General features: G+C 67.0%; 18 protein-coding genes and 2 tRNA genes. 10 read left to right on the forward strand and 10 right to left on the reverse strand.

Annotated features, from left to right (window positions below; genetic code table 11):
* Positions 1-1,200 carry an ROK family protein gene (locus LFT44_RS14725; protein WP_236799157.1) on the forward strand — a complete coding sequence of 400 codons (1,200 nt, stop codon included), beginning with the start codon at positions 1-3 and terminating at the stop codon, positions 1,198-1,200.
* A 4-nt stretch (positions 1,201-1,204) separates the two neighbouring features.
* Here the strand turns inward: LFT44_RS14725 and LFT44_RS14730 are convergent, their stop codons facing one another.
* Entirely contained in the window at positions 1,205-1,861 is a 657-nt protein-coding gene (locus tag LFT44_RS14730) for an NAD(P)H-binding protein (protein ID WP_236799158.1), read from the reverse strand.
* 104 nt (positions 1,862-1,965) lie between these two features.
* Here LFT44_RS14730 and LFT44_RS14735 point away from each other — a divergent pair, with 104 nt between their 5' ends.
* Genes LFT44_RS14735 through LFT44_RS14755 form a run of 5 tightly spaced genes read left to right on the forward strand, consistent with a single transcriptional unit; the run spans position 1,966 to position 10,047 of the window.
* Complete coding sequence (locus tag LFT44_RS14735) at positions 1,966-5,676, forward strand: nitrate reductase subunit alpha (RefSeq protein ID WP_236799159.1); 3,711 nt, start codon at positions 1,966-1,968, stop codon at positions 5,674-5,676.
* Positions 5,676-7,370, forward strand: coding sequence for a nitrate reductase subunit beta (gene narH, locus LFT44_RS14740; protein WP_236799160.1), 1,695 nt, complete (start codon positions 5,676-5,678; stop codon positions 7,368-7,370). Before LFT44_RS14735 ends, narH begins: the two co-directional genes overlap by 1 nt.
* Positions 7,367-7,987, forward strand: a complete 621-nt coding sequence (narJ, locus tag LFT44_RS14745) for a nitrate reductase molybdenum cofactor assembly chaperone (protein ID WP_236799161.1) — start codon at positions 7,367-7,369, stop codon at positions 7,985-7,987. The genes narH and narJ overlap by 4 nt, the downstream gene beginning before the upstream one ends.
* A 2-nt stretch (positions 7,988-7,989) precedes the next feature.
* Entirely contained in the window at positions 7,990-8,787 is a 798-nt protein-coding gene (gene narI, locus LFT44_RS14750; RefSeq protein WP_236799162.1) for a respiratory nitrate reductase subunit gamma, read from the forward strand.
* 39 nt (positions 8,788-8,826) lie between these two features.
* Positions 8,827-10,047, forward strand: coding sequence for an MFS transporter (locus LFT44_RS14755; protein WP_236799163.1), 1,221 nt, complete (start codon positions 8,827-8,829; stop codon positions 10,045-10,047).
* A gap of 1 nt (position 10,048) precedes the next feature.
* Here the strand turns inward: LFT44_RS14755 and LFT44_RS14760 are convergent, their stop codons facing one another.
* The 6 genes from LFT44_RS14760 to LFT44_RS14785 all read right to left on the reverse strand — a co-directional run bounded on the left by LFT44_RS14760 (position 10,049) and on the right by LFT44_RS14785 (position 15,053).
* A complete protein-coding gene (locus LFT44_RS14760; protein WP_236799164.1) occupies positions 10,049-10,603 on the reverse strand; it encodes a dihydrofolate reductase family protein in 555 nt (184 codons plus the stop codon).
* 22 nt (positions 10,604-10,625) lie between these two features.
* Positions 10,626-11,429, reverse strand: coding sequence for a membrane protein insertase YidC (gene yidC, locus LFT44_RS14765; protein ID WP_236799165.1), 804 nt, complete (start codon positions 11,427-11,429; stop codon positions 10,626-10,628).
* Between the two features lie 92 nt (positions 11,430-11,521).
* A tRNA-Met gene (locus LFT44_RS14770) sits at positions 11,522-11,595 on the reverse strand.
* A 60-nt stretch (positions 11,596-11,655) separates the two neighbouring features.
* A tRNA-Thr gene (locus tag LFT44_RS14775) sits at positions 11,656-11,727 on the reverse strand.
* 241 nt (positions 11,728-11,968) lie between these two features.
* Complete coding sequence (locus tag LFT44_RS14780; RefSeq protein ID WP_236799166.1) at positions 11,969-13,993, reverse strand: DEAD/DEAH box helicase; 2,025 nt, start codon at positions 13,991-13,993, stop codon at positions 11,969-11,971.
* A 406-nt stretch (positions 13,994-14,399) separates the two neighbouring features.
* Positions 14,400-15,053: an MOSC domain-containing protein gene (locus tag LFT44_RS14785; protein WP_236799167.1), complete on the reverse strand. Its 654-nt coding sequence runs from the start codon at positions 15,051-15,053 to the stop codon at positions 14,400-14,402.
* A gap of 177 nt (positions 15,054-15,230) precedes the next feature.
* On the opposite strand from LFT44_RS14785, the gene LFT44_RS14790 reads away from it, so the two are divergent.
* The 4 genes from LFT44_RS14790 to LFT44_RS14805 are packed head-to-tail and all read left to right on the forward strand — an operon-like array spanning position 15,231 to position 19,774.
* The gene (locus tag LFT44_RS14790) at positions 15,231-15,854 is read left to right on the forward strand and encodes a Tat pathway signal protein (protein ID WP_236799168.1); all 624 of its coding nucleotides are present in this window, start codon (positions 15,231-15,233) and stop codon (positions 15,852-15,854) included.
* A 3-nt stretch (positions 15,855-15,857) separates the two neighbouring features.
* Complete coding sequence (locus LFT44_RS14795; protein WP_236799169.1) at positions 15,858-17,069, forward strand: glutathionylspermidine synthase family protein; 1,212 nt, start codon at positions 15,858-15,860, stop codon at positions 17,067-17,069.
* Complete coding sequence (locus tag LFT44_RS14800; protein WP_236799170.1) at positions 17,066-18,559, forward strand: APC family permease; 1,494 nt, start codon at positions 17,066-17,068, stop codon at positions 18,557-18,559. Before LFT44_RS14795 ends, LFT44_RS14800 begins: the two co-directional genes overlap by 4 nt.
* Before the next feature lie 9 nt (positions 18,560-18,568).
* On the forward strand, positions 18,569-19,774 hold the full coding sequence (locus LFT44_RS14805; protein ID WP_236799171.1) for an acyl-CoA dehydrogenase family protein: 1,206 nt from the start codon (positions 18,569-18,571) through the stop codon (positions 19,772-19,774).
* Between the two features lie 142 nt (positions 19,775-19,916).
* Here the strand turns inward: LFT44_RS14805 and LFT44_RS14810 are convergent, their stop codons facing one another.
* The 3 genes from LFT44_RS14810 to LFT44_RS14820 all read right to left on the reverse strand — a co-directional run bounded on the left by LFT44_RS14810 (position 19,917) and on the right by LFT44_RS14820 (position 22,636).
* The gene (locus LFT44_RS14810; protein ID WP_236799172.1) at positions 19,917-20,687 is read right to left on the reverse strand and encodes an SDR family oxidoreductase; all 771 of its coding nucleotides are present in this window, start codon (positions 20,685-20,687) and stop codon (positions 19,917-19,919) included.
* Between the two features lie 69 nt (positions 20,688-20,756).
* The gene (locus tag LFT44_RS14815; RefSeq protein ID WP_236799173.1) at positions 20,757-22,133 is read right to left on the reverse strand and encodes an MFS transporter; all 1,377 of its coding nucleotides are present in this window, start codon (positions 22,131-22,133) and stop codon (positions 20,757-20,759) included.
* Entirely contained in the window at positions 22,130-22,636 is a 507-nt protein-coding gene (locus tag LFT44_RS14820; protein WP_236799174.1) for a winged helix-turn-helix transcriptional regulator, read from the reverse strand. The genes LFT44_RS14815 and LFT44_RS14820 overlap by 4 nt, the downstream gene beginning before the upstream one ends.
* Between the last annotated feature and the right edge of the window lie 52 nt (positions 22,637-22,688).

Raw genomic sequence — 22,688 nt, forward strand, 5'->3', positions numbered from 1 at the left:
ATGCCCGAACCAGTTCCGGCGACCCCCCAGTTGCTGCGGCGCGTCAGCGCCGGCGCGGTCCTGGAATTCATGCGGACGACGGCGGCAGTGACGGTCACGGACGTCATGGCCGCCACAGGACTCACCCGTGCCACCACCATTGCCGTCTGCGAGGACCTGGTGCGGCGCGGCTGGATCCTGGAGCTGGAGAACCAGCGCGAGTTCGGGGGGTACCAGAAGGGCCGTCCCGCCCGCCGGTTCGAACTCGACGGGCGGGCGGGCGTGGTCCTGGGCATGGACATCGGCTACTCCAAGGTCACCGTGGTGGTTTCCGATCTCCGGGGCATGACCCTTGGCCGCTCCAGCCGCCCCTTCCAAGCTGGTGACGTCGGCTCGAAGGAACGCATCGCCTTCATTGACGGCGTGGCCATGGCGGCGCTGCAGTCCGCGGGAACCGGGCCTGAACAGGTGCTGGCCGTGTGCGCCGGGGTGGCAGCACCGGTGGACCGGCACGGGGACGTGGTGGCCACGCAAAAGTTCTGGGGACTGTTCGACCTCGGGCTGCGGCCGGCCCTCAAGGAGACCCGCGGGTGGACGGTGCTGCTGGAAAACGACGCCAACCTTGCCGCCCTTGGCGACCGCTGGCAGGGGGCGGCTGCCGGCGTCGACGACGTGGTGGTGATCCTGGCCAGCGAACGGCTGGGATCCGGCATCGTGGAAGGCGGTCGGCTGGTGCACGGAAGCCGCGGCAGTGCCGGCGAACTTGCCTACCTGAACCTGGTGGAAGGCGTGGGTGACACCTACGGCATCGCCCACCTGGCCAGGACCTGGGCAGCCGAGGCACTGGCCACGGACACGCCCACCGCCCTCCGCGACCTCCGGCCGGCGCGTGTGGAGGCCGAGCAGGTCTTCGCCGCAGCATCCCAAGGGGACTCCGTGGCCCTGGGCATCCTGGACCGGCTGGCGGACAGGATGGCACGGGTGGTGGGCACTGTGGCCACCATGCTTAACCCCGAACTGGTGGTGATTGGCGGGGGCGTGGCGGATTCGGCGGACGTCCTCCTGGCGCCCATCAGCGAGCGCCTGCACGAGTTCACCGCCACCCCTGCACGGGTGGCGGTGTCCCCGCTGGGTGATTCCATTGTGACGGTAGGCGCCGTGCGCTGCGCCCTGGACTACGTGGAAAGGAACTCGCTGGACCTGGAGCTTCGGACGCCTTAGGAGGCTAGGGGCGCGGTTCCAGGGCCGCGGCCACCGGCAGGGTGCCGTCGCGGAACTCGACGGTGCGGCCGGCGGTCTGCGGCAGGTCCAGCACTGCCGCCGCCACGATCGCCACGTTTGCCCGGGAAGTTTCCCGTTCCCCTTCCGGCGAGGGGTCGACGTCGATCCGTCCCGTTCCGGGGTTGTCCGTCAGCGCGCCCGGGCCAAGAATGGTCCAGGCCAGCTTGGTGCCGCGGAGGTACTCGTCAGCAGCCGCTTTCGCTTCGGCATACGCAAAGAAGCTGCTGTCCTCCGGCACCCCGTGGTCCCTGCCGGCGCCGAAGTAGGACACCATGACATACCGGTCCACCCCGGCCTGGGCAGCGGCGTCCATGGAGCGGATGGCCGCATCCCGATCCACCCCGTAGGTCCGCTCCGGGCTGCCGCCGCCGGCACCCGCGGACCAGACCACGGCGTCGTGCCCGGCGAGCGCATCGGCGATGGCCGCCGTCGTGGAATTCTCCACGTCCAGGACCGACGGCGTGGCGCCGGTGGCTGTGACGTCGTCGGCATGGTCCGGGTTTCGGATGAACGAGGTCACGGAGTGGCCCTCGCCGGTGAGCAGTTCGGACAGGAGGAGGGCCACTTTCCCGTGGCCGCCAATGATGGCGATGCGTGTCATGCACCCATTCTGCCCGCAAGGCACCGGCAGACAGAAGCGACGTGGTGCTGAACAGGGGCTTTGTGCCCTGTCCACGGTTTCCGGAAGCCACCTAGCTTGGGGGCATGGCTGCCGGACCCCATGCGGGGTTAGATGGACCCGCATCAGAAGCGATGTTGAAGCTGGGCCGTTTCTTCACGAGGTGGGAGCAGACGGATGACGGCAGGGCGGTGTTCCGCGAGGGCGGCCGCAAGGGCGACATTTTCTACCGCGACCGCTGGAGCCACGACAAGGTGGTGCGCTCCACGCATGGGGTGAACTGCACGGGTTCGTGCTCCTGGAAGGTGTACGTCAAGGACGGCATCATCACATGGGAGTCGCAGCAGACAGACTACCCCTCCGTAGGGGCCGACAGCCCGGAGTATGAGCCACGGGGCTGCCCGCGCGGGGCAGCCTTTTCCTGGTACACCTACTCCCCCACCCGGGTCCGTTTCCCCTACGCCCGGGGCGTCCTGGTGGAAATGTACCGGGAAGCCAAGGCCCGGCTGGGCGACCCCGTGCTGGCGTTCGTCGAGGTAGCCGCCGACCCGGAGCGGCGGCGCCGCTACCAGCAGGCCCGCGGCAAGGGTGGCCTGGTACGCGTGTCCTGGCAGGAGGCCATCGAGATCGCCGCCGCCGCCCACGTGAACACCATCAAGACCTATGGGCCGGACCGGTGCGCCGGCTTTTCGCCCATCCCGGCCATGTCCATGGTCTCCCACGCCGTGGGCACCCGCTTCATCCAGCTCATCGGCGGGGTGATGACCTCCTTCTACGACTGGTACGCCGACCTTCCCGTCGCGAGCCCCCAGGTGTTCGGGGACCAGACCGACGTTCCCGAGTCCGGGGACTGGTGGGACGCCCGCTACCTCATGATGTGGGGCTCCAACGTTCCGGTGACGCGCACGCCGGATGCGCACTGGATGACCGAGGTCCGGTACCGCGGCACCAAGGTGGTCACGGTCAGTCCGGACTATGCGGACAACACCAAGTTCGCCGACGAATGGCTTCCCGCCCAGGCGGGGACGGACGCAGCACTGGCCATGGCCATGGGCCACGTGATGCTGAAGGAATTCTTCGTCGACCGGCAGGTGCCGTTCTTCGCCGACTACGTGAAGCAGTACACCGACCTTCCCTTCCTGGTCAGGCTGGAGAAGAACGACGACGGCGCCCTCACGCCGTCGAAATTCCTCACCGCCCTGGACGTCCCCAGTGAGTCGCTGGCCGAGGATGCAGCGTTCCGCACTGTCCTGTACGACAAGGCGGCGGCCCGGGCCGCCGTTCCCAACGGGTCCATGGGGTTCCGCTATTCGCTTAGCGGGGAGGGCAAATGGAACCTGGACCTCGAAGGGATCGAGCCCGCCCTTTCCCTCAAGGAAGTGTCCACGCAGAGCGCCGAAATCCTGCTCCCCTGTTTCGAGGATGCAGGCGGCGGGGGCAGCATCCTGCGCCGGGGTGTCCCGGTCCTGGAGGTCGACGGCCATCTGGTCACCACGGTGTTCGACCTCATGCTGGCCCAGTACGGCGTGGGCCGTCAGGGCCTTCCCGGCACGTGGGCCGAGGGATACGACGACGCCGCCACCCCTTACACGCCTGCGTGGCAGGAGGAGATCACCAGCGTTCCGGCGCAGGCCTGCATCAGGGTAGCGCGTGAGTTCGCCCGCAATGCCGAGCAGTCGCAGGGCCGGTCCATGATCATTATGGGCGCGGGCATCTGCCAGTGGTTCCACGGCGACACGACCTATCGCGCCGTGCTGGCACTGGTGATGCTTACCGGCTGCATGGGGCGCAACGGCGGCGGCTGGGCGCACTATGTGGGCCAGGAAAAGACCCGCCCCGTCACTGGCTGGGTATCCCTGGCCAACGCGCTGGACTGGTCCCGGCCGCCGCGGACCATGATCGGCACCGGCTACTGGTACATGCACACCGACCAGTGGCGGCAGGACGGCTACTCGGCCGATGCCCTGAAGTCCCCGCTGTCCACGGGAAAGCTGGACGGCATGCATACGGCGGATGCCATCGCCCAGTCCGCCCGGCTTGGCTGGATGCCCTTCTACCCCCAGTTCGACCGCAACCCCCTGGACGTGGCGGATGAGGCGGAGGCCGCCGTCGCCGCGGGCACCGCAGCTGATGCGCCGTCCTACATTGCCGACTCCCTCAAGAACCGCTCCCTCAACCCGGCCATCGAGGATGTGGACGCGCCGCGGAACTGGCCGCGCACCCTGGTGCTGTGGCGGTCCAATCTCTTCGGCTCATCCGCCAAGGGCAACGAGTACTTCCTCCGGAACCTGCTGGGAACCCACAACAACGTCCTGGGCCCGGACAGCGCGGAGGAGCTCAAGCCCCGGGAGGTGGCCTGGCATGGGACGGCACCTGAGGGAAAGCTGGATCTGTTGGTCTCCGCCGACTTCCGGATGACCTCCACCACGCTGCTGTCCGACGTCGTGTTCCCCGCCGCCACCTGGTACGAAAAGCATGACCTTTCCTCCACGGACATGCACCCGTTCGTGCATGCGTTCAGCCCTGCGATCGACCCGCCCTGGGAAACCAAGACCGACTTTGACACCTTCCACCTGCTGGCCAGGGAATTCTCCCGGCTCGCCAAGGACCACCTGGGCATCCGGAAAGACCTGGTCAGCGTGCCGCTGATGCACGACACTCCCGGCCAGCTGGCTCAACCCGGCGGGCGGGTCCGGGACTGGCGGGACCCCCACATCCCGGCCGTCCCGGGGCAGAACATGCCCGTCTTCTCCGTTGTGGAGCGGGACTATACGGCCATCGCGGACAAGCTCGCCGCCGTCGGACCCTTGGCAGACAAGCTCGGCTTCACCGTCAAGAACGTCACCTACAACGTGGCTCAACCCGTGGCCAGGCTCAGCCACACCAACGGCGTGATGCTGGGCGGCGCGGCGGACGGCAGGCCCGCCATGGATACGGACGCGAAGATGGCCGAAGCGATCCTGGCGTTCTCCGGCACCACCAACGGCCTGCTGTCCGTCCAGGGCTTCAAGGACCTGGAAGTCCGCACCGGCAGGAAGCTCGCGGACCTGGCTGAGGGCTCGGAGGAAAAGTTCATCACGTTTGCCCAGACGCAGGCGGGTCCGGTCCCGGTGATCACGTCCCCGGAATGGTCCGGATCGGAAACCGGCGGCCGGCGGTACGCGCCGTTCACCATCAACATCGAACGGCTCAAGCCCTTCCACACCCTCACCGGCCGGATGCACTTCTTCCTGGACCACGACTGGATGACAGACATCGGCGAAAACCTGCCCATCTACCGGCCGCCGCTGGACATGCACCGGCTGTTCGGCGAACCACGGCTTGGCTCCGATGGCGCCATGGAGGTCACGGTCCGGTACCTGACCCCGCACTCCAAGTGGTCCATCCACTCCGAATACCAGGACAACCTGCTGATGCTCTCCCTGTCCCGGGGCGGACCCACCGTCTGGATGAGCCCGGCCGACGCCGACGCCATCAAGGTCCGGGACAACGACTGGGTGGAATGCACCAATGTCAACGGCGTCCTGGTGGCCCGGGCAATTGTAAGCCACCGCATGCCGGCCGGAGTGGTCTACGTCCACCATGCCCAGGAGCGCACCATCGACGTGCCCAAGTCCGAGGCCACCGGACGGCGCGGCGGCATCCACAACTCCGTGACCCGGCTGCTGGTGAAACCCTCGCACCTGGCCGGCGGCTACGCGCAGCTGGCCTACGCGTTCAACTATCTTGGCCCCACCGGGAACCAGCGCGACATGGTGGCCACGGTGCGCCGCCGCTCGCAGGAGGTGCAGTACTGATGCGGGTGATGGCCCAGATGGGCATGGTGATGAACCTGGACAAATGCATCGGCTGCCACACGTGCTCGGTGACCTGCAAGCAGGCGTGGACCAACCGTGCCGGCATGGAATACGTGTGGTTCAACAATGTGGAGACCCGGCCCGGGCAGGGCTATCCGCGCCGGTATGAGGACCAGGAGCGCTGGTACGGCGGCTGGACCCTGAACCGGCGCGGCAAGCTGACGCTGAAGGCCGGCGGCAGGGTGAAGAAGCTCATCGGCATCTTCGCCAGCCCCGTCCAGCCCGAGCTGAAGGACTACTACGAGCCGTGGACCTACGACTACAAGACCCTGGTGGACGCTCCGTTGGGCGACGACTTCCCCGTGGCCCGGCCGAAGTCCCTGATCACCGGCAAGGACACCAAGATCACCTGGTCCGCCAACTGGGATGATGATCTGGGCGGCGCCACCGAGCACGGGAACCTGGACCCGATCGTGGCGAAGATCCGGCGTGAGTCCGAGGACAAGATCAAGTTCGCCTACGAGCAGACCTTCATGTTCTATCTCCCCCGGATCTGCGAGCACTGCCTGAACCCCTCCTGCATGGCGTCCTGCCCGTCGGGTGCTATCTACAAGCGGGTGGAGGACGGGATTGTGCTGGTGGACCAGGACCGGTGCCGCGGCTGGCGCCAGTGCGTCACGGGCTGCCCGTACAAGAAGATCTATTTCAACCACAAGACCGGCAAGGCCGAGAAATGCACGTTCTGCTACCCCCGGGTGGAGGTCGGCCTGCCCACCGTGTGCTCCGAGACGTGCGTGGGCCGGCTGCGCTACCTGGGACTGTTTTTGTACGACGCCGATGCTGTCACCGCGGCAGCGTCGGTCACCGATCCGAGGGACCTCTACGACGCCCAGATGGACGTGTTGCTGGACCCCAACGATCCCCGCGTCCAGGCGGAGGCCCGGGCACAGGGCATCCCCGAGGACTGGCTGGACGCCGCCCGCCGGTCCCCCGTCTACGCCCTGGCCAAGGTGTACAAGGTGGCCTTGCCCCTGCATCCGGAGTACCGCACCATGCCCATGGTCTGGTACGTCCCGCCCCTCTCCCCCGTGGTGGACCTCCTCCGCGACCAGGGGCACGACGGCGAGGATCCCGGCAACCTGTTCGGCGCCATCGACGCCCTGCGGATCCCGGTGGAGTACCTCGCCGAGCTCTTCACTGCCGGGGATACGGAGCGGGTTACGGCCGTGCTGCGGAAGCTCGCGGCCATGCGGTCCTTCATGCGCGGCATCAGCATGGGTGGGGACCCGGACGAGGCCATCCCGGAGTCCGTGGGCATGGACGGGCAAAGCATGTATGACATGTACCGGCTGATGGCCATCGCCAAGTACAGCGAACGCTATGTCATTCCCACGGCGCACCTTGAGCAGGCGCACGACCTGGAGGAGCTGGGCTGCTCGCTGGATTTCGACGGCGGACCGGGCATGCAGGACTCGGCCCCGTTTGGCGAGGCGAGCGGGCGGCCCGTCCCGGTGGCAGTGGACACGTTCAACGCCTTGCGGGACCGGCAGAGCTCGGACACCATCGCCGAGGGGACGGGCCTGCGCGGGCGGGTGAACCTGCTGAACTGGGACGGCCGCGGGGCGCCGCCCGGCCTGTTCCCGGACAAGGGGCACGAAGCGGATACCCTCGACGCTGCGGAGGACCAGCCGTGAACCGCCACGACCAGGTGGTGTACCTGGCAGCGGCCTGGTGCCTGTCCTATCCCGATGAGGACCTGGTGCAGCGGGTTCCCCTGGTCCGGGCAGCGCTGTCCGAGTTTCCCGGGGCTTTGCCGGCATTTGCGCCGGTACTGGACCTTCTCGAGGCCACCCCGCCCATGGAACTGCAGGCCCAATATGTCCGCGAGTTCGATCTCGGCCGGCGGCACGCGCTGCATTTGAGCTACTGGACCGATGGCGACACCCGGCGCCGCGGTGAGGTGCTGGGCTTCTTCAAGGAGGCCTACCGGCACAGCGGCGCCCTGGTGGACCTGGACGGGGAACTTCCCGACTACCTGCCCATGGTGCTGGAATTCGCTGCCCGGGTGGATTCCGCGGCCGGACGCACCCTGCTGAAGCGTTACCGGGCCAGCTTGGAGATGCTTCGGCTGGGGCTGCTTCGGGACAACCTGCCGCATGCCACGATGCTGGCGGCCATCTGCGCCACCTTGCCCGGGAAGTCACCCCAGGACGAGAAGGAAGTGATGCGCATGGCCGGATACGGTCCACCCTCCGAAAGCGTGGGACTGGATCCCTACGATCCGCGGCTTTTGCCGGTCAGGAGGGCCTGACCATGCCCGCACTCAAGGCGTCCACCGTGGCGGAGCCGGGACCCGCCGTCGTACTCAACGCCTGGGATACCGTCCTGTGGGGCGTCCTGCCCTATGTCATGGTGGTGGTGCTGGTGGGCGGGCTGGTGTGGCGCTACCGGTACGACCAGTTCGGCTGGACCACCCGGTCCTCCCAGCTTTACGAATCCCGGCTCCTGAGGATCGCCTCCCCGCTTTTCCACTTCGGGCTGCTTGCGGTCATCGCCGGGCACTTCTTCGGCCTGGTGATCCCGATGGCCTGGACGGCGGCGGCGGGCATGAGCCAGGAGTTCTACCACTTCAACGCCCTGCTGGTGGGCGGCATCGCCGGGGTGGGAACGCTGGGCGGGATCGCGCTGCTGATCTACCGGCGGCGCACCACCGGCCCGGTCTTCATGGCGACCACCAGGAACGACAAGACCATGTACGTGGTGCTGACCGCGGCCATCGTCTTTGGCCTGTGGACCACCCTGGCCAGTGTGTTCGAGGGAGAACACGGGCACAACTACCGGGAAACGGTGGCGCCGTGGTTCCGGTCGCTGTTCATCTTCCAGCCGGACATCGCGGCGATGGCCGCTGCGCCGTTAACCTTCCACCTGCACACCTTGGTGGGCATGGCGCTGTTCGTCATCTGGCCGTTCACGCGCCTGGTGCACGCATTCACGGCACCCCTGCACTACCTTTTCCGCCCGTACATCGTCTACCGCTCGCGGGACAGGGAAACGAAGGGCCGGGGCTGGTCCGCCGTTGGCACGCCGGACAGGGATACCCGCAACCGCTGACCGGCGGTGCGTCTTGGACAATCTCCTGAGGAGCTAGCAGTGGCCGGAACAACCCCAACGCCAGTTAGCGGAAGGGCGCTGAACCTTGCGCTCGCGACGGCGGCGTCCGTGGCAGGTTTCTGGGCGTGGAACTCCGTGGCCACCCTGGGTGCCTTCTACACCCAGAACCTGGCCCTGGCACCGGCCGCCACGGGGATCCTGGTGGCCATGCCGGTGTTCGTCGGTTCGCTGGGACGGATCGTGGTGGGCACCCTGACGGACAAATACGGTGGCAGGGCCATGTTCAGCTTTGTGCTGCTGGCCGCCATCCCTCCCATCCTCCTGGTGTCCATTGGCGGCCTTCTCAGTTCCTTCGCGCTGGTGCTGGGCGCCGGCCTGCTGCTGGGCGTGGCCGGGACGGTGTTCGCGGTCGGAATTCCGTTCGTCAGTTCCTGGTATGAGCCCGCCCGCCGCGGCTTCGCCACCGGCATCTTTGGTGCGGGCATGGGCGGGACGGCGCTGGCGGCCTTCCTGAATCCGCGGCTGGTGGCGGGAATCGGCTACTTTCCCACGCACCTGCTGATCGCCGGTGTCCTGGCCGTCATGGCCGCGCTGGTCTGGTTCCTCATGAAGGAATCCCCCGAATGGGCTCCGAACCACGCACCGGTGCTGCCCAAGCTGCTGGATGCTGCCAGGATTTCAGTCACCTGGAAGATGTGCTTCCTGTACGCCGTGGTCTTTGGCGGCTTTGTATCCTTCGCCACCTACCTGCCCACCTACCTGCGCGATGTCTACAGCTTCGACCCCGCCGGTGCGGGTGCCCGGACCGCCGGATTTGCCCTCGCCGCCGTCCTGGCCCGTCCGGTCGGTGGCGTCCTCGCGGACAAGCTGGGCCCCAAGCCCGTGGTCCTGGTGGCCCTTGGAGCCGTGGCCGTCCTGGGCTGGGTGGTGAACATGCGGCCCGACGGCGAGGTCCCGGCAGGTGCCACGTTCGTTGCCATGGCTGCGGCGCTGGGGCTGGGGACGGGCGGCGTGTTCGCCTGGGTGGGCGTCCTCTCACCGGCAGGGAAGGTAGGCAGCATCAGTGGCATCGTGAGCGCGGCGGGTGGCCTGGGCGGCTACTTTCCCCCACTCGTCATGGGGGCAACGTACGACGCCGCTACGCGCAGCTACTCGATAGGGCTGCTCCTGCTGGTGGTCACAGCCCTGGTGGCTTTGGTGTTCACCCTCTTCGCAGTCCAGCCCAGGGCCAGCGCCGCGGCGGTTCAGCGGGCCCGGTGATTCACACTGTCCGGTAACGCAGGTACACCACACCGTTGCTGAACCGGCGCTCTTCCAGCAGTTCCAGCTTCAGGTCCAAGCCGTCGGGCAGAAAGCGCAGGCCGCCGCCCACAGTTACAGGGTTGATGAACAACTGGCACTCATCCACCAGTCCCGCGTTGAGGGCATGCGCGGCAAGGGTGGGGCCGCCAATGCTGATGTTCCTGGCGCTGGTGGACTTCAGCTCCTGCACGGCGTCCGGGACGAACTGCCGCTCCAGCCGGGTCATTGGCGTGGAGACAGTGTCCAGCGACGTCGAATACACCACCTTGTCCGCTGCCGCCCACAAGCGGGCGTAGTCCTGGATCACCTCCGGGTCATCCTGCGTGCCCATGGTTTCCCAGACCGACATCACCTCATACATCCGGCGGCCCAGAAGATAGGCGCCCACATCCCGCTCCAGGTCATTGATGAAGGCGTGGATTTCCTCGTCCGGCGCCGACCAGGCGAAGTTCCCGTTTGGGTCTGCCGTGTAGCCGTCCAGGGACATGATTGCGGAGTAGATCAGCTGCGCCATGGGGACATTCTGCCGCTGGACATCAGTTCTGGATAGGCTCCCGGGACACCAGGAACTGTTGCCCCAGGGTCCAGAGGTTGGAGACCGTCCAATAGACCAGGACGCCGATGGGGAAGAAGATTCCGCCCAGGCCGAAGACCAGCGGCAGGACGTAGAGGAGGACCTTCTGCTGGCGCATCAGGGGGTTGTCGCTGTCCTGCCCGGCAAAGCTCCGGGAAGCCACGAGTTTCTGGGTGAGGAACTGGCAGGCAATCATCACCAGGATCATGGCGACGGCGAGCACGGCCACGGCGGCGGGGCCACCGCCGCCGCTGCCGTGCAGCAAAGAGGCGGACAGCGGCACACCAAAGATACTGGCGGATTCGAACTGGAGCACCTGGTCATGGCTTAGCGCCCCAATGCCTTCGCCCTGCCGCGACGCGTTGGAGATCCCGGACAGCACCTGGAACAGGGCAAGGAAGAACGGCGCCTGGATCAGCAGCGGCAGGCAGGCGGAGAACGGGTTGGTGCCGTGTTTCTTGTACAGCGCCATCTGCTCCTGGGCCATGGCCTGCCGGGACGCCTGGTCCGTCCGGCCCTTGTACCGGTCTTGGAGCTCCTTCAGCTCCGGCTGCAGGAGCCGCATCCTGCGCTGGGCACGGACCTGTGCCAGGAACACCGGGATCAGCGCGGCGCGGATGACCAGGACCAGCCCGATGATGGCCAGCGTCCACGTCCAGCCACCGGATGCCGGCATGCCTGCCGCAGCCAGTCCGTCATGGAAAGCCACCAGGATGGCAGACACCAGCCACCGGAACGGATCCATCACTGCCGTGAAAAAGTCCACCGAATCCCCCATCCGCAGCCTGCTGCAAAGCTACTGGGAATCAGGGAAACAAGAAAGCCCCCGGGATCATGCGATCCTGGGGGCTTAGCCTGTAGCGGTGGGGAGGCTCGATCTCCCGACCTCACGATTATGAGTCGTGCGCTCTAACCAACTGAGCTACACCGCCACGAATGAGAAAAACCTGCGTCAAGCCGGTCAAACCGCCTTGACGCAGGCCCTCATTCAGAGCCCCCCACCGGAATCGATCCGGTGACCTCGTTCTTACCAAGAACGCGCTCTACCACTGAGCTAGGGGGGCAACGAGTAAATACTCTACCGGAAGATTTCCGCACCAACAAATCGGCGCGGCCGGCGAACCCGGACCCCCAAAATCCCCGCCAGATCAGGGATGTAGCGGTACCCGAGGCCTCCGCAGCGACGGCGGCGGGACCCCTCCGGACCCAGATGTGACGAAGACTACTTCGCGCAAAGAGTCAACAAAAAGGACGGGCTGGCTCGCGATGAGCCGGCCCGTCCGGGTGTTGCTTAGCAAAACGTGGTTACCACTTGTTGCGGGGCTTGAAGCCGCCCTCGGTCCGCGGCTTGCGGTCACCGAAGGAACGCTCGGAACGCTCGCTGTACGAACGTCCGCCGCGGTCAGCGGAGGTGCGCTCGCCGTCGTTCTTCCGGAATTCCTTCTTGAACCCGCCATTGCCCTTGAAGTTGCCTCCACGGTCGCCACCGCGGTTGCCCTGGTAGGCGCCGCGGTCACCGGACGGCTTGCGGCCGTTGTCCAGCTCCAGGTGGATCAGCTCGCCGCCGATCCGGGTGCGGGACAGTGCGCGCAGCTGCTCAGGGCTGAGGTCCGCGGGCAGCTCCACCAGGGAGTGGTCGGAGCGAATGTCGATGCAGCCGATCTGGGCGGAGGAGATGCCACCCTCGTTGGCGATGGCGCCCACGATCGAGCCGGGCATGACCCGCTGACGCCGGCCCACCGCGATACGGTAGGTGGCGTTGCCCTCGGTCAGTGCACGGGTCGGCCCACGGGAGCCGAAGCCGTCCTTGGACCGCTCGCGCTTCTGGAATTCAGGAGCAGCGGGCAGTTCCTTGACCAGGAGCGGCTGGCCGCCCTGGGCCATGACGGCCAGTGCCGCAGCGATTTCTGCTGCCGGCACCTTGTGCTCTTCCTCGTAGGAGGCGATGAGGTCACGGAACGCGGAGACGTCCTCGGAGGCGAGGGTCTCGGTGATGCGCTCGGCGAACTTGCCCAGGCGAAGCGTGTTCACGGTTTCCGCTGTGGGCAGGTGCATCTGCTCCACCGGCTGGCGGGTGGCCTTTTCAATGGAGCGCAGCAGGTACTTCTCCCGCGGCGTCATGAACAGGATGGCGTCACCGGAACGGCCTGCACGGCCGGTGCGGCCAATGCGGTGCACGTAGGACTCGGTGTCGTGCGGGATGTCGTAGTTGATGACGTGGCTGATGCGCTCCACGTCCAGGCCGCGGGCAGCGACGTCGGTAGCAACGAGGATATCGATGCGGCCTTCCTTCAGCGCGTCGACGGTGCGCTCACGCTGCTGCTGGGGGATGTCGCCGTTGATGGCGGCAGCCTGGAAGCCGCGCGACTTCAGCTTGTCAGCCAGGTCCTCGGTGGCCATCTTGGTGCGGACGAAGGCGATGACGCCGTCGAACTCTTCCACCTCAAGGATGCGGGTCATCGCGTCCAGCTTGTGCGGGCCCATGACCTGCAGGTAGCGCTGGCGGGTGTTGGCACCGGTGGTGGTCTTGGACTTGACGGAGATCTCGGCCGGATCATTCAGGTACTGCTTGGACATGCGCCGGATCTGGCTGGGCATGGTGGCGGAGAACAGTGCCACCTGGCGGTCCGACGGCGTCTGCTGGAAGATCTGCTCCACGTCTTCGGCGAAGCCCATGCGCAGCATCTCGTCAGCCTCGTCCAGTACCAGGTACTGCAGCTCGGACAGGTCCAGGGAACCCTTGGAGATGTGGTCGATCACGCGGCCGGGGGTACCCACAACCACCTGGGCGCCGCGGCGCAGGCCGGCCAGCTGGGGACCGTAGGCGGAGCCGCCGTAGACGGGCAGCACGGTGAAGTCATCGATGTGCTTGGCGTAGGAGGTGAACGCCTCGGCAACCTGGAGTGCCAGCTCGCGGGTGGGGGCCAGGACCAGGGCCTGGGTCTTGCGGGACGGGCCGTTGAGGTCGTGGAGTTCGGCCAGGCGGGACAGTGCCGGCACTGCGAATGCTGCAGTCTTGCCGGTACCGGTCTGTGCCAGGCCCACCACGTCGCGGCCTTCGAGCAGCAGCGGGATGGTGGCTGCCTGGATGGGGGACGGCTTCTCGTACCCGACATCCTGGAGGGCGGCAAGGACGCGGGCGTCGATGCCGAGGTCGGCGAACTTGACGCCTTCTTCCTCGTCGGATTCCGGCGCCTTGGCGGCGGGGGCTTCGGCAGGGGCCGCGACGGCCTCAGCGGCAGGAACCTCAGCTGCGGGGGCAGCGGGCTCGGTGAATTCGATGCTGGCAGTTGCTGCTTCAGCGGTGGTTTCGTTCTGGTTTTCGGGCATAGGGAGATTCCTCATCCATAGGGGGCCAGGCGGCACTACCCAAGGTGAGCGGAGCCGCAGTACACGTGCCGATGGTGCCGGGCAAACGTTGACCGGCCGGTCACAGAAGTCCGGCGCTTTCGCAATCCCATGGCAGGACTTCGCGCTGCATCTCTTGGCTGCTATCCCAGCAGTCTGTACAGCGTTTCTCTTTAGCCGGCTCTCCCTATGAAAATGCCCGCATCGCTTGTGCGGGCCCCAACACTTGCCAGTCCTGCCTCAAAAATTGGGCAGGAATAAGGGATTTCCGGAGTGGGGGATGTTTCAAGTGTAGGGCACGCAGGCGCCGCGGCGCTAATCGAGCGGGCGACGGCGGCGGTGAGCTTGCGCACACAGCACGCCGTGGGCGGCACTCGGGCAAGACGGGCTACCGCGCCAGCCGCCGCAGCAGTACCTCAAACCTTGCGTGGTACTCGTCCTGGAGCCGGATCTCGCCGTCGGCCTCTGCACCGCGCAGGGCCGCAATGACCTCCGCGTCCGGTTCACTGAACCACCTGCCGATGGTGATGCCGTGGCGCGGGACGAAGGTCCGCTCGATGGTGTCGCCGGCCCGGATGCTGCCGGTGCGGATGACGCGCAGGTATGTCCCCACCCTCCCCTCGTCGGTGAACCGCTTCACCCACTGCGGCTCCTTCATCCGGCGCTGGAACGTTGCACAGGGGGTGCGTGGGGAGGTGACTTCAAGTTCGACGCCGGACCCCACCTTCCAGCGCTCCCCGATCACCGCGTGCGTGGCTTCGATGCCGGATACCCGCAGGTTCTCACCGAAGACGCCCGGCGGCAGCTCACGGCCCAGTGCGCCGGCCCAGTAATCGGCGTCGGCCTGGGAGTAGGCGTAGACGGCCTGGTCCTCCCCGCCATGGTGTGCCCTGTTGGCCTGGATGTCCCCGCGGAGGCCCAGCTTGTGGACCTTGACGGGCCCATCGGCCGGGCGCTTGTCGATGGCGGTGACGCCCACGCTGCCCTGGTCTCCCAGGAGCTGGTGGACGCGGCAGACAGCAAGGACAGAACCTGATTCCATGGCATCAGTCTAGGGTCCCCTTGGGATCCACCCCCGCCTGCCGGCCATGGGCAGTTCTCCCCTGCTGCCGTACTGCGTTCCTACTCGCAGGCGGCACCGGCAGGGACTACGCTGAGTCGAGACTTGCATTGGGGGCAGTGCTGCGCCCAAATCGTGCGGATAACTGAGGGGGACGCCGTGGACTCGAACCAGAAGATCCCGCAAGGGGACCCGGAGGAAGGGCCGCCGAGCGGGGCTAACAACATCCCGGGAACCAGCGGCGCGGGCAGCGCCGCCAAGCCGCCGCCGTGGCAGGTGCCCAAGCCTGAGCTGCGTCCTGATCTCCTCAACGAACCCGTCACCCCCGTGGACCCGTTTGCGCGCGAGCGGGAAAAGCAGCTCGACAATGCTGCGGCGCGGAAGAAGCGCTCCCAGCGCCGCGCAGTGGTGGTGGGCCTCGGCGTCACCGCCCTCCTGGCCGGCACCATCACGGCCGTGGTGGCCAGCAACGAGGACGATCCCGAGTACGCCCAGGTGTGCTTCAACGATGAGACCGGCGAGCGCGTGGAGGACAGGAGCTGCGACAGCTCAGCAGGCCGCGGCGGCGGCATCTACGCCTGGTACTTCTACTCGCGCGGAGCCAGCGTTCCGGCCATCGGCCAGAACCGGTCCACGGCGCCCAACTACACGCGGACCGTTCCCAGCGGGGCCAAGGCCTCCACGGGCTACAGCAGCAAGGGCGGCACGGTCAGCCGCGGCGGTTTCGGGTCAAGCGCCAAGAGCGGTTCGAGCGGCGGCGGCGGCAAGGTTTCGGGGGGCTGACGGATGAAGAGAATGTTGTCTGAGCCCCGGCCGGGCTGGAAGCAAAAGATCGAAGAACAGGGCCTGGTCTTCTCCACCACCACCATGGATGACGGGCGCCGCATTGAGTACTGGAACGAATCGGCGTACTACGAATTCACCATGGACGAGGTGGAGGCCCTCGAAGTGGTGGCCGAAGACATGCACCGGATGTGCCTGGAGGCCGCCAAGTTCCTGGCCACCGGCGCCATGGGCAGCATCGGCATCGGTCCGCAGGCCCTGGAACTGGCGGCGGAATCCCTGCAGGCGGGCGACGTGGACGTCTACGGCAGGTTCGACTTCATCTATGGCGGCCAGGGCGGGCCGGCAAAGATGCTCGAATACAACGCCGACACCCCCACCGGGCTGATCGAAGCCGCCGTGGCCCAGTGGTTCTGGCTGCAGGACGTCCACCCGGAGAAGGACCAGTGGAACGGCATCCACGAGGCCCTGATCCGGCAGTGGAAGAAATTCCAGTACCGCACGGGAATGAGCACTTTGCACGTTGCCCATTCGGAAGTTGAGGAGTCCGGCGAGGACTGGATGACTGCCGCGTACATGCGCGATGTTGCCAGCCAGGCCGGCTGGACCACCATCGGCATCAATATGTCCGATATCGGGTGGGACCCCAACCTGAACCGCTTCGTGGACCTGGACAACTTCCTGATCAGCACCATCTTCAAGCTCTATCCCTGGGAGCTGATGATGAAGGAGGAGTTCGGCCCGCGGCTGCTGGAGCGTGCCCACAACCCGCGCTGGGTGGAACCTGCCTGGAAGATGCTGCTCTCCAACAAGGCCCTGCTGGCCGCGCTGTGGCACCTTTACCCCAACCACCCCAACCTGCTGCCGGCGTACCTCACCGATCCGGGACCGCTGAAGGAATGGGTGGCCAAGCCGCTGCACGGCCGCGAAGGCGACAACATCCGCATCCACGCGGACGGCATCAACCTGGAGCAGCCCGGCGGGTACGGCCGCGAGGGTTGGTGCTACCAGCAATACCACCCGCTGCCGGATTTCGACGGCAACCGTCCCGTCCTGGGGCTCTGGGTGGTGGACGGCGAGTCCGTGGGCTGCGGCATCCGCGAATCCGACGGACCGGTCACGGACTACTTCTGCCGCTTCGTCCCCAACACGATTGATGCACCGGCGCCGCTTTCAGCGGTGGCCGACTCCACCAAGGCAGGTATCACCCTATGAGTACGGACATGACGACGACGGGCGCCTCCGGAGGCGGACCGGGCACCCCGGTGCCGGCCAAGGGGCTGCGGGCCGGGATCCTGGACCTGGGCGACTCGGTGATGCTGGGACTGGCCTCCACCGCGCCGGTGTACTCACTGGCCGCCACCCTGGGCCTGATCGTTGCGGTCAACGGCAACTACACTCCCCTGATCCTCCTGCTGGGCTTCGTCCCGGTCCTGTTCATCGCCTACGCCTTCCGCGAGCTCAACAGCGCCATCCCGGACTGCGGCACCACGTTCACCTGGTCCCGCCAGGCCTTCGGCCCCTGGGCCGGCTGGCTGGGTGGCTGGGGTGTCGCGCTCGCCGGGATCGTGGTCCTGGCCAACCTGGCCCAGGTGGCCGGGCAATACCTGTGGCTGCTGGTGGGCGACGGGTCCTTGGCGCAGAACAAGGTTCTGGTCACCGGGACGGGGCTGCTGTTCATCGTGCTGATGACCGTGGTGAACTACCGCGGGATCCGGCTGGGCGAGCACGTGCAGCGCGTCCTGACCTACGTCCAGTACATTGCCCTGGGCATTTTCGCGCTGGCCATTGTGGTGCGGATCGTTGGGGGTGCTCCAGAAGGCCAGGCCTTCGACTTTGAGTGGTTCAACCCCGTGGGCGCCTTCACCGACCCCGGCGCCGTGGTGCACGGGGCGCTGCTGGCCCTGTTCATCTATTGGGGGTGGGATACCTGCCTGGCCGTGAACGAGGAAACCGAGGACCCCTCCAAGACCCCCGGCCGCGGCGCCGTGATCTCGGCCTTCGTGCTGGTGGCCATCTACGTTTCCGTGGCGCTCCTGGTGATGATGTACGCCACGGTGGGCTCCGAGGGCATCGGGCTGGGCAACGAGGCGAACAAGGACGACGTGTTTCTGGCCATGAAGGACGTGGTGCTGGGGCCGTGGGGCTGGCTGATCGTCGTCGCGGTCCTGGCCTCGGTGCTGTCCTCCACCCAGACCACCATCCTGCCCACCGCCCGCGGCACCCTGTCCATGGGCGTCCACGGAGCCCTGCCGGCCAAGTTCGCAGAGGTGCACCCGCGCAACCAGACCCCCGGGTTCTCCACGCAGGTGATGGGCGGTGCTGCGGCCGCCTACTACGTGGCCATGAGCTTCCTGAGCGAAAACCTGCTGGCGGACTCCATCAGCGCCATCAGCCTGTTTATCGCCTTCTACTACGCCCTGACCGGCTTCGCCTGCTTCTGGTACTTCCGCGGAACCCTGCGGGAATCGGCCCGCAACCTCTGGTTCCGCGGCATCCTCCCCTTGGTGGGCGCGCTGCTGCTGACCGCCGCGTTCTTCATCTCGGCAGTGCAGATGTGGGACCCGGCGTACGGCGATACGCAGATCTTCGGCGTCGGCGGCGCGTTTGTGAGCGGAGTGGTGCTGCTGGCGCTGGGCGTGGTGCTGGCCGCCGCCTGCCGGTTCCTGCCCGCCACCCGCGGCTACTTCCTGGTTGAGAAATGAGGTGACCGAATGACGGGCGAAGAATTGACTGCTGAAGCCGCGGCGGCCGGCCTGTCAGACGTCCTGAACCTCGATTCACTGCTGTCAGCGGAGGAACTGGAACTCCGGCAAAAGGTCCGGGATTTCACCAGCCAGCGCATCAAGCCGGAGATAGCCCGCTGGTATGAGGACGCCGTCTTCCCCCTGGAGCTGGCTACGGAACTGGGTGAGTTGGGCGTGCTGGGGATGCACCTGGAAGGCTACGGCTGCCCCGGCCGCTCCGCCGTCGAATATGGCCTTGCCGCGATGGAGCTGGAAGCCGGCGATTCCGGGATCCGCACGTTCGTGTCCGTCCAGGGTTCGCTGGCCATGACAGCCATCCACACGTGGGGCTCGGAAGAACAGAAGCAGGAGTGGCTGCCCCGGATGGCAGCCGGCGAGGTCATTGGGTGTTTTGCCCTGACCGAGCCCACGGCCGGTTCGGACCCGGCGTCCATGGCCACAGTTGCGCAGCGCGACGGCACCGGAGACGACGCCGGTTGGGTCCTGAACGGGACGAAGCGCTGGATCGGGCTGGCGTCAGTTGCGGGCGTCATGGTGGTCTGGGCCATGACGGACGACGGCGTGCACGGCTTCCTGGTGCCGGCCGGAACCCCCGGCGTGACCGCCAGGGCCATCACGCAGAAGCTGTCCATGCGCGCCTCCATCCAGTGCGACGTGGTGTTCGACGACGTCCGGCTGGGTCCCGAGGCCCTGCTGCCGGGAGCGCGGGGACTGCGCGGCCCGTTCACCTGCCTGAATGAGGCCCGGTACGGCATCGCGTGGGGCGCCATGGGCGCGGCCCGCGATTCCTATGAGGCGGCCTTGGCCTATTCGCAGGACCGGCTCCAGTTCGGCAAGCCGCTGGCCGGCTACCAGCTTACGCAGGAGAAGCTGGTGAACATGTTGGTGGAAATCCAGAAGGGCACGCTGCTGGCCCTGCACCTGGGACGCCTCAAGGACGCGGGAACCATCAGGCCCGAGCAGATCTCGCTGGGCAAGCTCAACAACGTGCGCGAGGCCATTGCCGTGGCACGGGAGGCGCGGTCCATCCTGGGCGGCAACGGCATCACCACCGACTACTCACCCCTGCGGCATGCCGCCAACCTCGAATCAGTACGGACCTATGAGGGCACCGACGAGGTGCACACCCTGATCCTGGGCCGGCACATCACCGGCCTGGGCGCCTTCCACTGACCCCTCCCCCAACTGACTCGCAGTTGTTGCCGTTTTGGCGACGCATAACGACAACAACAGCGAGCTAGTTGGGGGCCCAAAACGGCATCTACTGCGAGTCAGTTGGGGGCCCGGGACGTGGGCCGACGTCCGGCCCGGCCAGTCAGGCCGAGAAGCCGCCGTCGGCCTTGATCAGCTGGCCCGACACCCAGCGGCCTGCCGGTGAGAGCAGGAACGCAACGGTCCTGGCGACGTCGGCAGGGGTGCCCAGGCGGCCGGTGGGCTGCTGCGCGGTGAGCTCTTCATGGACGTCGGGGGTCATCCACCCGGTATCAACCGGACCCGGGTTCAGCACGTTTGCCGAGATCCCCTGCGGACCCAGTTCACGTGCGGCAGCAATCACGATCCGGTCCAAGGCACCCTTTGAGGCACCGTAGGGAAGGTTGAACGCTGTGTGGTCGCTGGTCAGCGCAACGATCGCGCCGCCGTCGTCCGTTGCCTGGCGTGCGAAGGCGGCAATCAACTGCCAGCTGGCGCGGGTGTTCACGGCGAAGTGCCGGTCAAAGGATTCAATGGTGGTGTCCAGCACTCCCGAATCCACCGACTCCGCGTGGCTCAGCACCAGGCCCTGCAGTGGCCCTGCCAGCTGTGCAGCTTCCGCCACCAGCCGGTCCGGGACGCCGGGGTCCTGCAGGTCGGCCGACAGGACGTGCACCTTGGCGCCGATGGCCTCAAGCTCGGCGGTAAGCCTGACAACGTCCTCGGGTTCGCTCCCCCAGGGCATGCGGGCGTCGTAGTCGGCCCAGTAGGAGAGGACCAGGTCCCAGCCGTCCGCGGCCAGCTGCCGGGCAATACCGGCGCCGATACTGGCCAGGCGCCCCGCGCCGGTGACCAGGGCAACGGGGCGGGCGGGGACGGATGATTGGGATTCCATCCGACCAGCCTAGCGGCGGCTGGCGGCGGGGACTGTCCTGTGCCGCACTGCTCACAGGTCCCACACTGCTCAGGCCGCTGCCGGCTCCGCCGCTGCCGTCGGTTCCTGCGACCCTTTGTGCCGGCGGATGGTGGCGCTGATGACCGCGGCGATGGTGCACATGGCCGCCGCCCCCAGCCACGCGTAGGTGTAGTGCCCGGTGGCATCGCGCAGGGCGCCGGCAACGATGGCGGCCGCGGCGGCGCCGAGCTGGTGGGCGGCGAAGACCCAGCCGAACATCACGCTGCCGTCCGCACCGAACGTCTCCCGGCAGATGGCAGCCGTGGGCGGAACAGTGGCCACCCAGTCCAGGCCGTAAATCACCACGAACACGATCATGCTGGGCTGCACCTCGGCGTTCAGCAGCAGCGGAAGCACCAGCAGGCCGATGCCGCGGAACTGGTAGTAGACGGCCAACAGGATGCGGGGGTTGAAGCGGTCGGTCAGCCAGCCGGAGGCGATGGTTCCGATGATGTCGAAAATCCCGACGACGGCAAGCAGCCCCGCTGCCGTGGTTTCCGGCATGCCGTGGTCGTGGGCGGAGGGGATGAAGTGGGTGCCGATCAGGCCGTTGGTGGTGGCGCCACAGATGGCGAACCCGGCTGCAAGCGCCCAGAAGGTCCTGACCTTGCTGGCGCGGCGCAGCACCCGCAGGGCGCGGACCGCGGCGTTGGCACGCGGGCGGCCACCCGGAACCGTTGCGGTTTCCGGCGGCTGGGCGGCCACGCCGGCCGGCTCCTCGCCGTAGGGCAGGACCCCCGCCTCGGCCGGTGAGTTCTTGAGGAACTTCAGCACCAGCGGAACCACGGCGAGCGCACCGGCGGCGATCAGCAGGGAGGCCTGCCGCCACCCGGGGTCCTGGGCGAGCATGGCGATGAAGGGCAGGAAGACCAGCTGTCCGGCCGCGCTGCCGGCGGTGAGGATGCCGATCACCAAACCGCGGCTCCTGGTGAACCAGGTGTTGGCGACCGTGGCGGCAAAGACAAGGGCCATGGAACCGGTCCCCAGGCCGATCAGCAGCCCCCACGTCAACAGGATCTGCCAGGACTGGTTCACCAGCACGGTTAAGGCACTACCCATGCCGATCAGCACCAGGGCTGTTGCAGTGACGGCCCGGACGCCGAACCGTTCCATCAGGGCGGCGGCGAACGGGGCGGTCAGGCCGAAGAGCACCAGGTTGATGCTCACGGCCGCGGACAGCACGGTGGTGGACCAGCCGAACTCCTGCTGGAGCGGGACCATGAGGACACCAGGCGCAGCGCGGAATCCGGCCGCCCCAACGAGTGCCAGGAACGCCACGGCGGCAACGATCCAGGCAGGATGCAGGCGCCTGCGCTTACGTGGCGGTGAGGGAAGGGCAGCAGAACCAGCAGGAACTTCGCGGGCTTCCTCCGGCACGGTGCTCATGCCGCAGTTTCTTTTCCGGACGCGGTGGACAACGGGATGGGATGCTCCGACCTGGCCCGGCTGTGCCAGCTGGTGTTCGCCGCCGTCAGCCGTTCCCCGCATTCCGTGCAGGTGTCTGCCGAGGTAGTGGGTTTGCCGCAGCCGGTGTGGATGACGTGGAGGTGCGCCTGGTCCGAGGGCGCGGGCAGGTGCTTCTCCGCCCAGATGGTGACCGCGTTGAGGACCGGGAGTACGTCCTCACCCTTGGTGGTGAGGACGTACTCCTGGCGGGTGCGGCCGCCGTCGTCATATGCCTTTTTCTCCAGCAGTCCGGCCTCAACCAGGCCTGCCAGGCGCTTGGTGAGGACGGAATCCGCCACCTCCAGCCGGTCCTTCATGGCGTCGAAGCGCCCGTTGCCAAAGAAGACCTCGCGCAGCACCAGGATGCTCCAGGGGTCGCCCAGGATGTCCAGGCCGCGGGCCATGCTGCAGCTGCGTTGGGACCAGTCAGATCGAAGAGGCATACGGGAAACGCTAGCTAACTTTCTTGAAGAAAGCTAGAGTTCCCGCAAGATG

Source organism: Arthrobacter sp. FW306-05-C, from assembly GCF_021801725.1.
Classification (GTDB): Bacteria; Actinomycetota; Actinomycetes; order Actinomycetales; family Micrococcaceae; genus Arthrobacter.

Coding starts and splice junctions, on each gene's coding strand:
- LFT44_RS14780 (WP_236799166.1), bottom strand. CDS start 13,993: ATGCCCGAAAACCAGAACGAAACCACCGCTGAAGCAGCAACTGCCAGC.
- narI (WP_236799162.1), top strand. CDS start 7,990: ATGCCCGCACTCAAGGCGTCCACCGTGGCGGAGCCGGGACCCGCCGTC.
- LFT44_RS14735 (WP_236799159.1), top strand. CDS start 1,966: ATGGCTGCCGGACCCCATGCGGGGTTAGATGGACCCGCATCAGAAGCG.
- narH (WP_236799160.1), top strand. CDS start 5,676: ATGCGGGTGATGGCCCAGATGGGCATGGTGATGAACCTGGACAAATGC.
- LFT44_RS14760 (WP_236799164.1), bottom strand. CDS start 10,603: ATGGCGCAGCTGATCTACTCCGCAATCATGTCCCTGGACGGCTACACG.
- LFT44_RS14785 (WP_236799167.1), bottom strand. CDS start 15,053: ATGGAATCAGGTTCTGTCCTTGCTGTCTGCCGCGTCCACCAGCTCCTG.
- LFT44_RS14800 (WP_236799170.1), top strand. CDS start 17,066: ATGAGTACGGACATGACGACGACGGGCGCCTCCGGAGGCGGACCGGGC.
- LFT44_RS14815 (WP_236799173.1), bottom strand. CDS start 22,133: ATGAGCACCGTGCCGGAGGAAGCCCGCGAAGTTCCTGCTGGTTCTGCT.
- LFT44_RS14820 (WP_236799174.1), bottom strand. CDS start 22,636: ATGCCTCTTCGATCTGACTGGTCCCAACGCAGCTGCAGCATGGCCCGC.
- LFT44_RS14730 (WP_236799158.1), bottom strand. CDS start 1,861: ATGACACGCATCGCCATCATTGGCGGCCACGGGAAAGTGGCCCTCCTC.
- LFT44_RS14795 (WP_236799169.1), top strand. CDS start 15,858: ATGAAGAGAATGTTGTCTGAGCCCCGGCCGGGCTGGAAGCAAAAGATC.
- LFT44_RS14805 (WP_236799171.1), top strand. CDS start 18,569: ATGACGGGCGAAGAATTGACTGCTGAAGCCGCGGCGGCCGGCCTGTCA.
- LFT44_RS14810 (WP_236799172.1), bottom strand. CDS start 20,687: ATGGAATCCCAATCATCCGTCCCCGCCCGCCCCGTTGCCCTGGTCACC.
- LFT44_RS14725 (WP_236799157.1), top strand. CDS start 1: ATGCCCGAACCAGTTCCGGCGACCCCCCAGTTGCTGCGGCGCGTCAGC.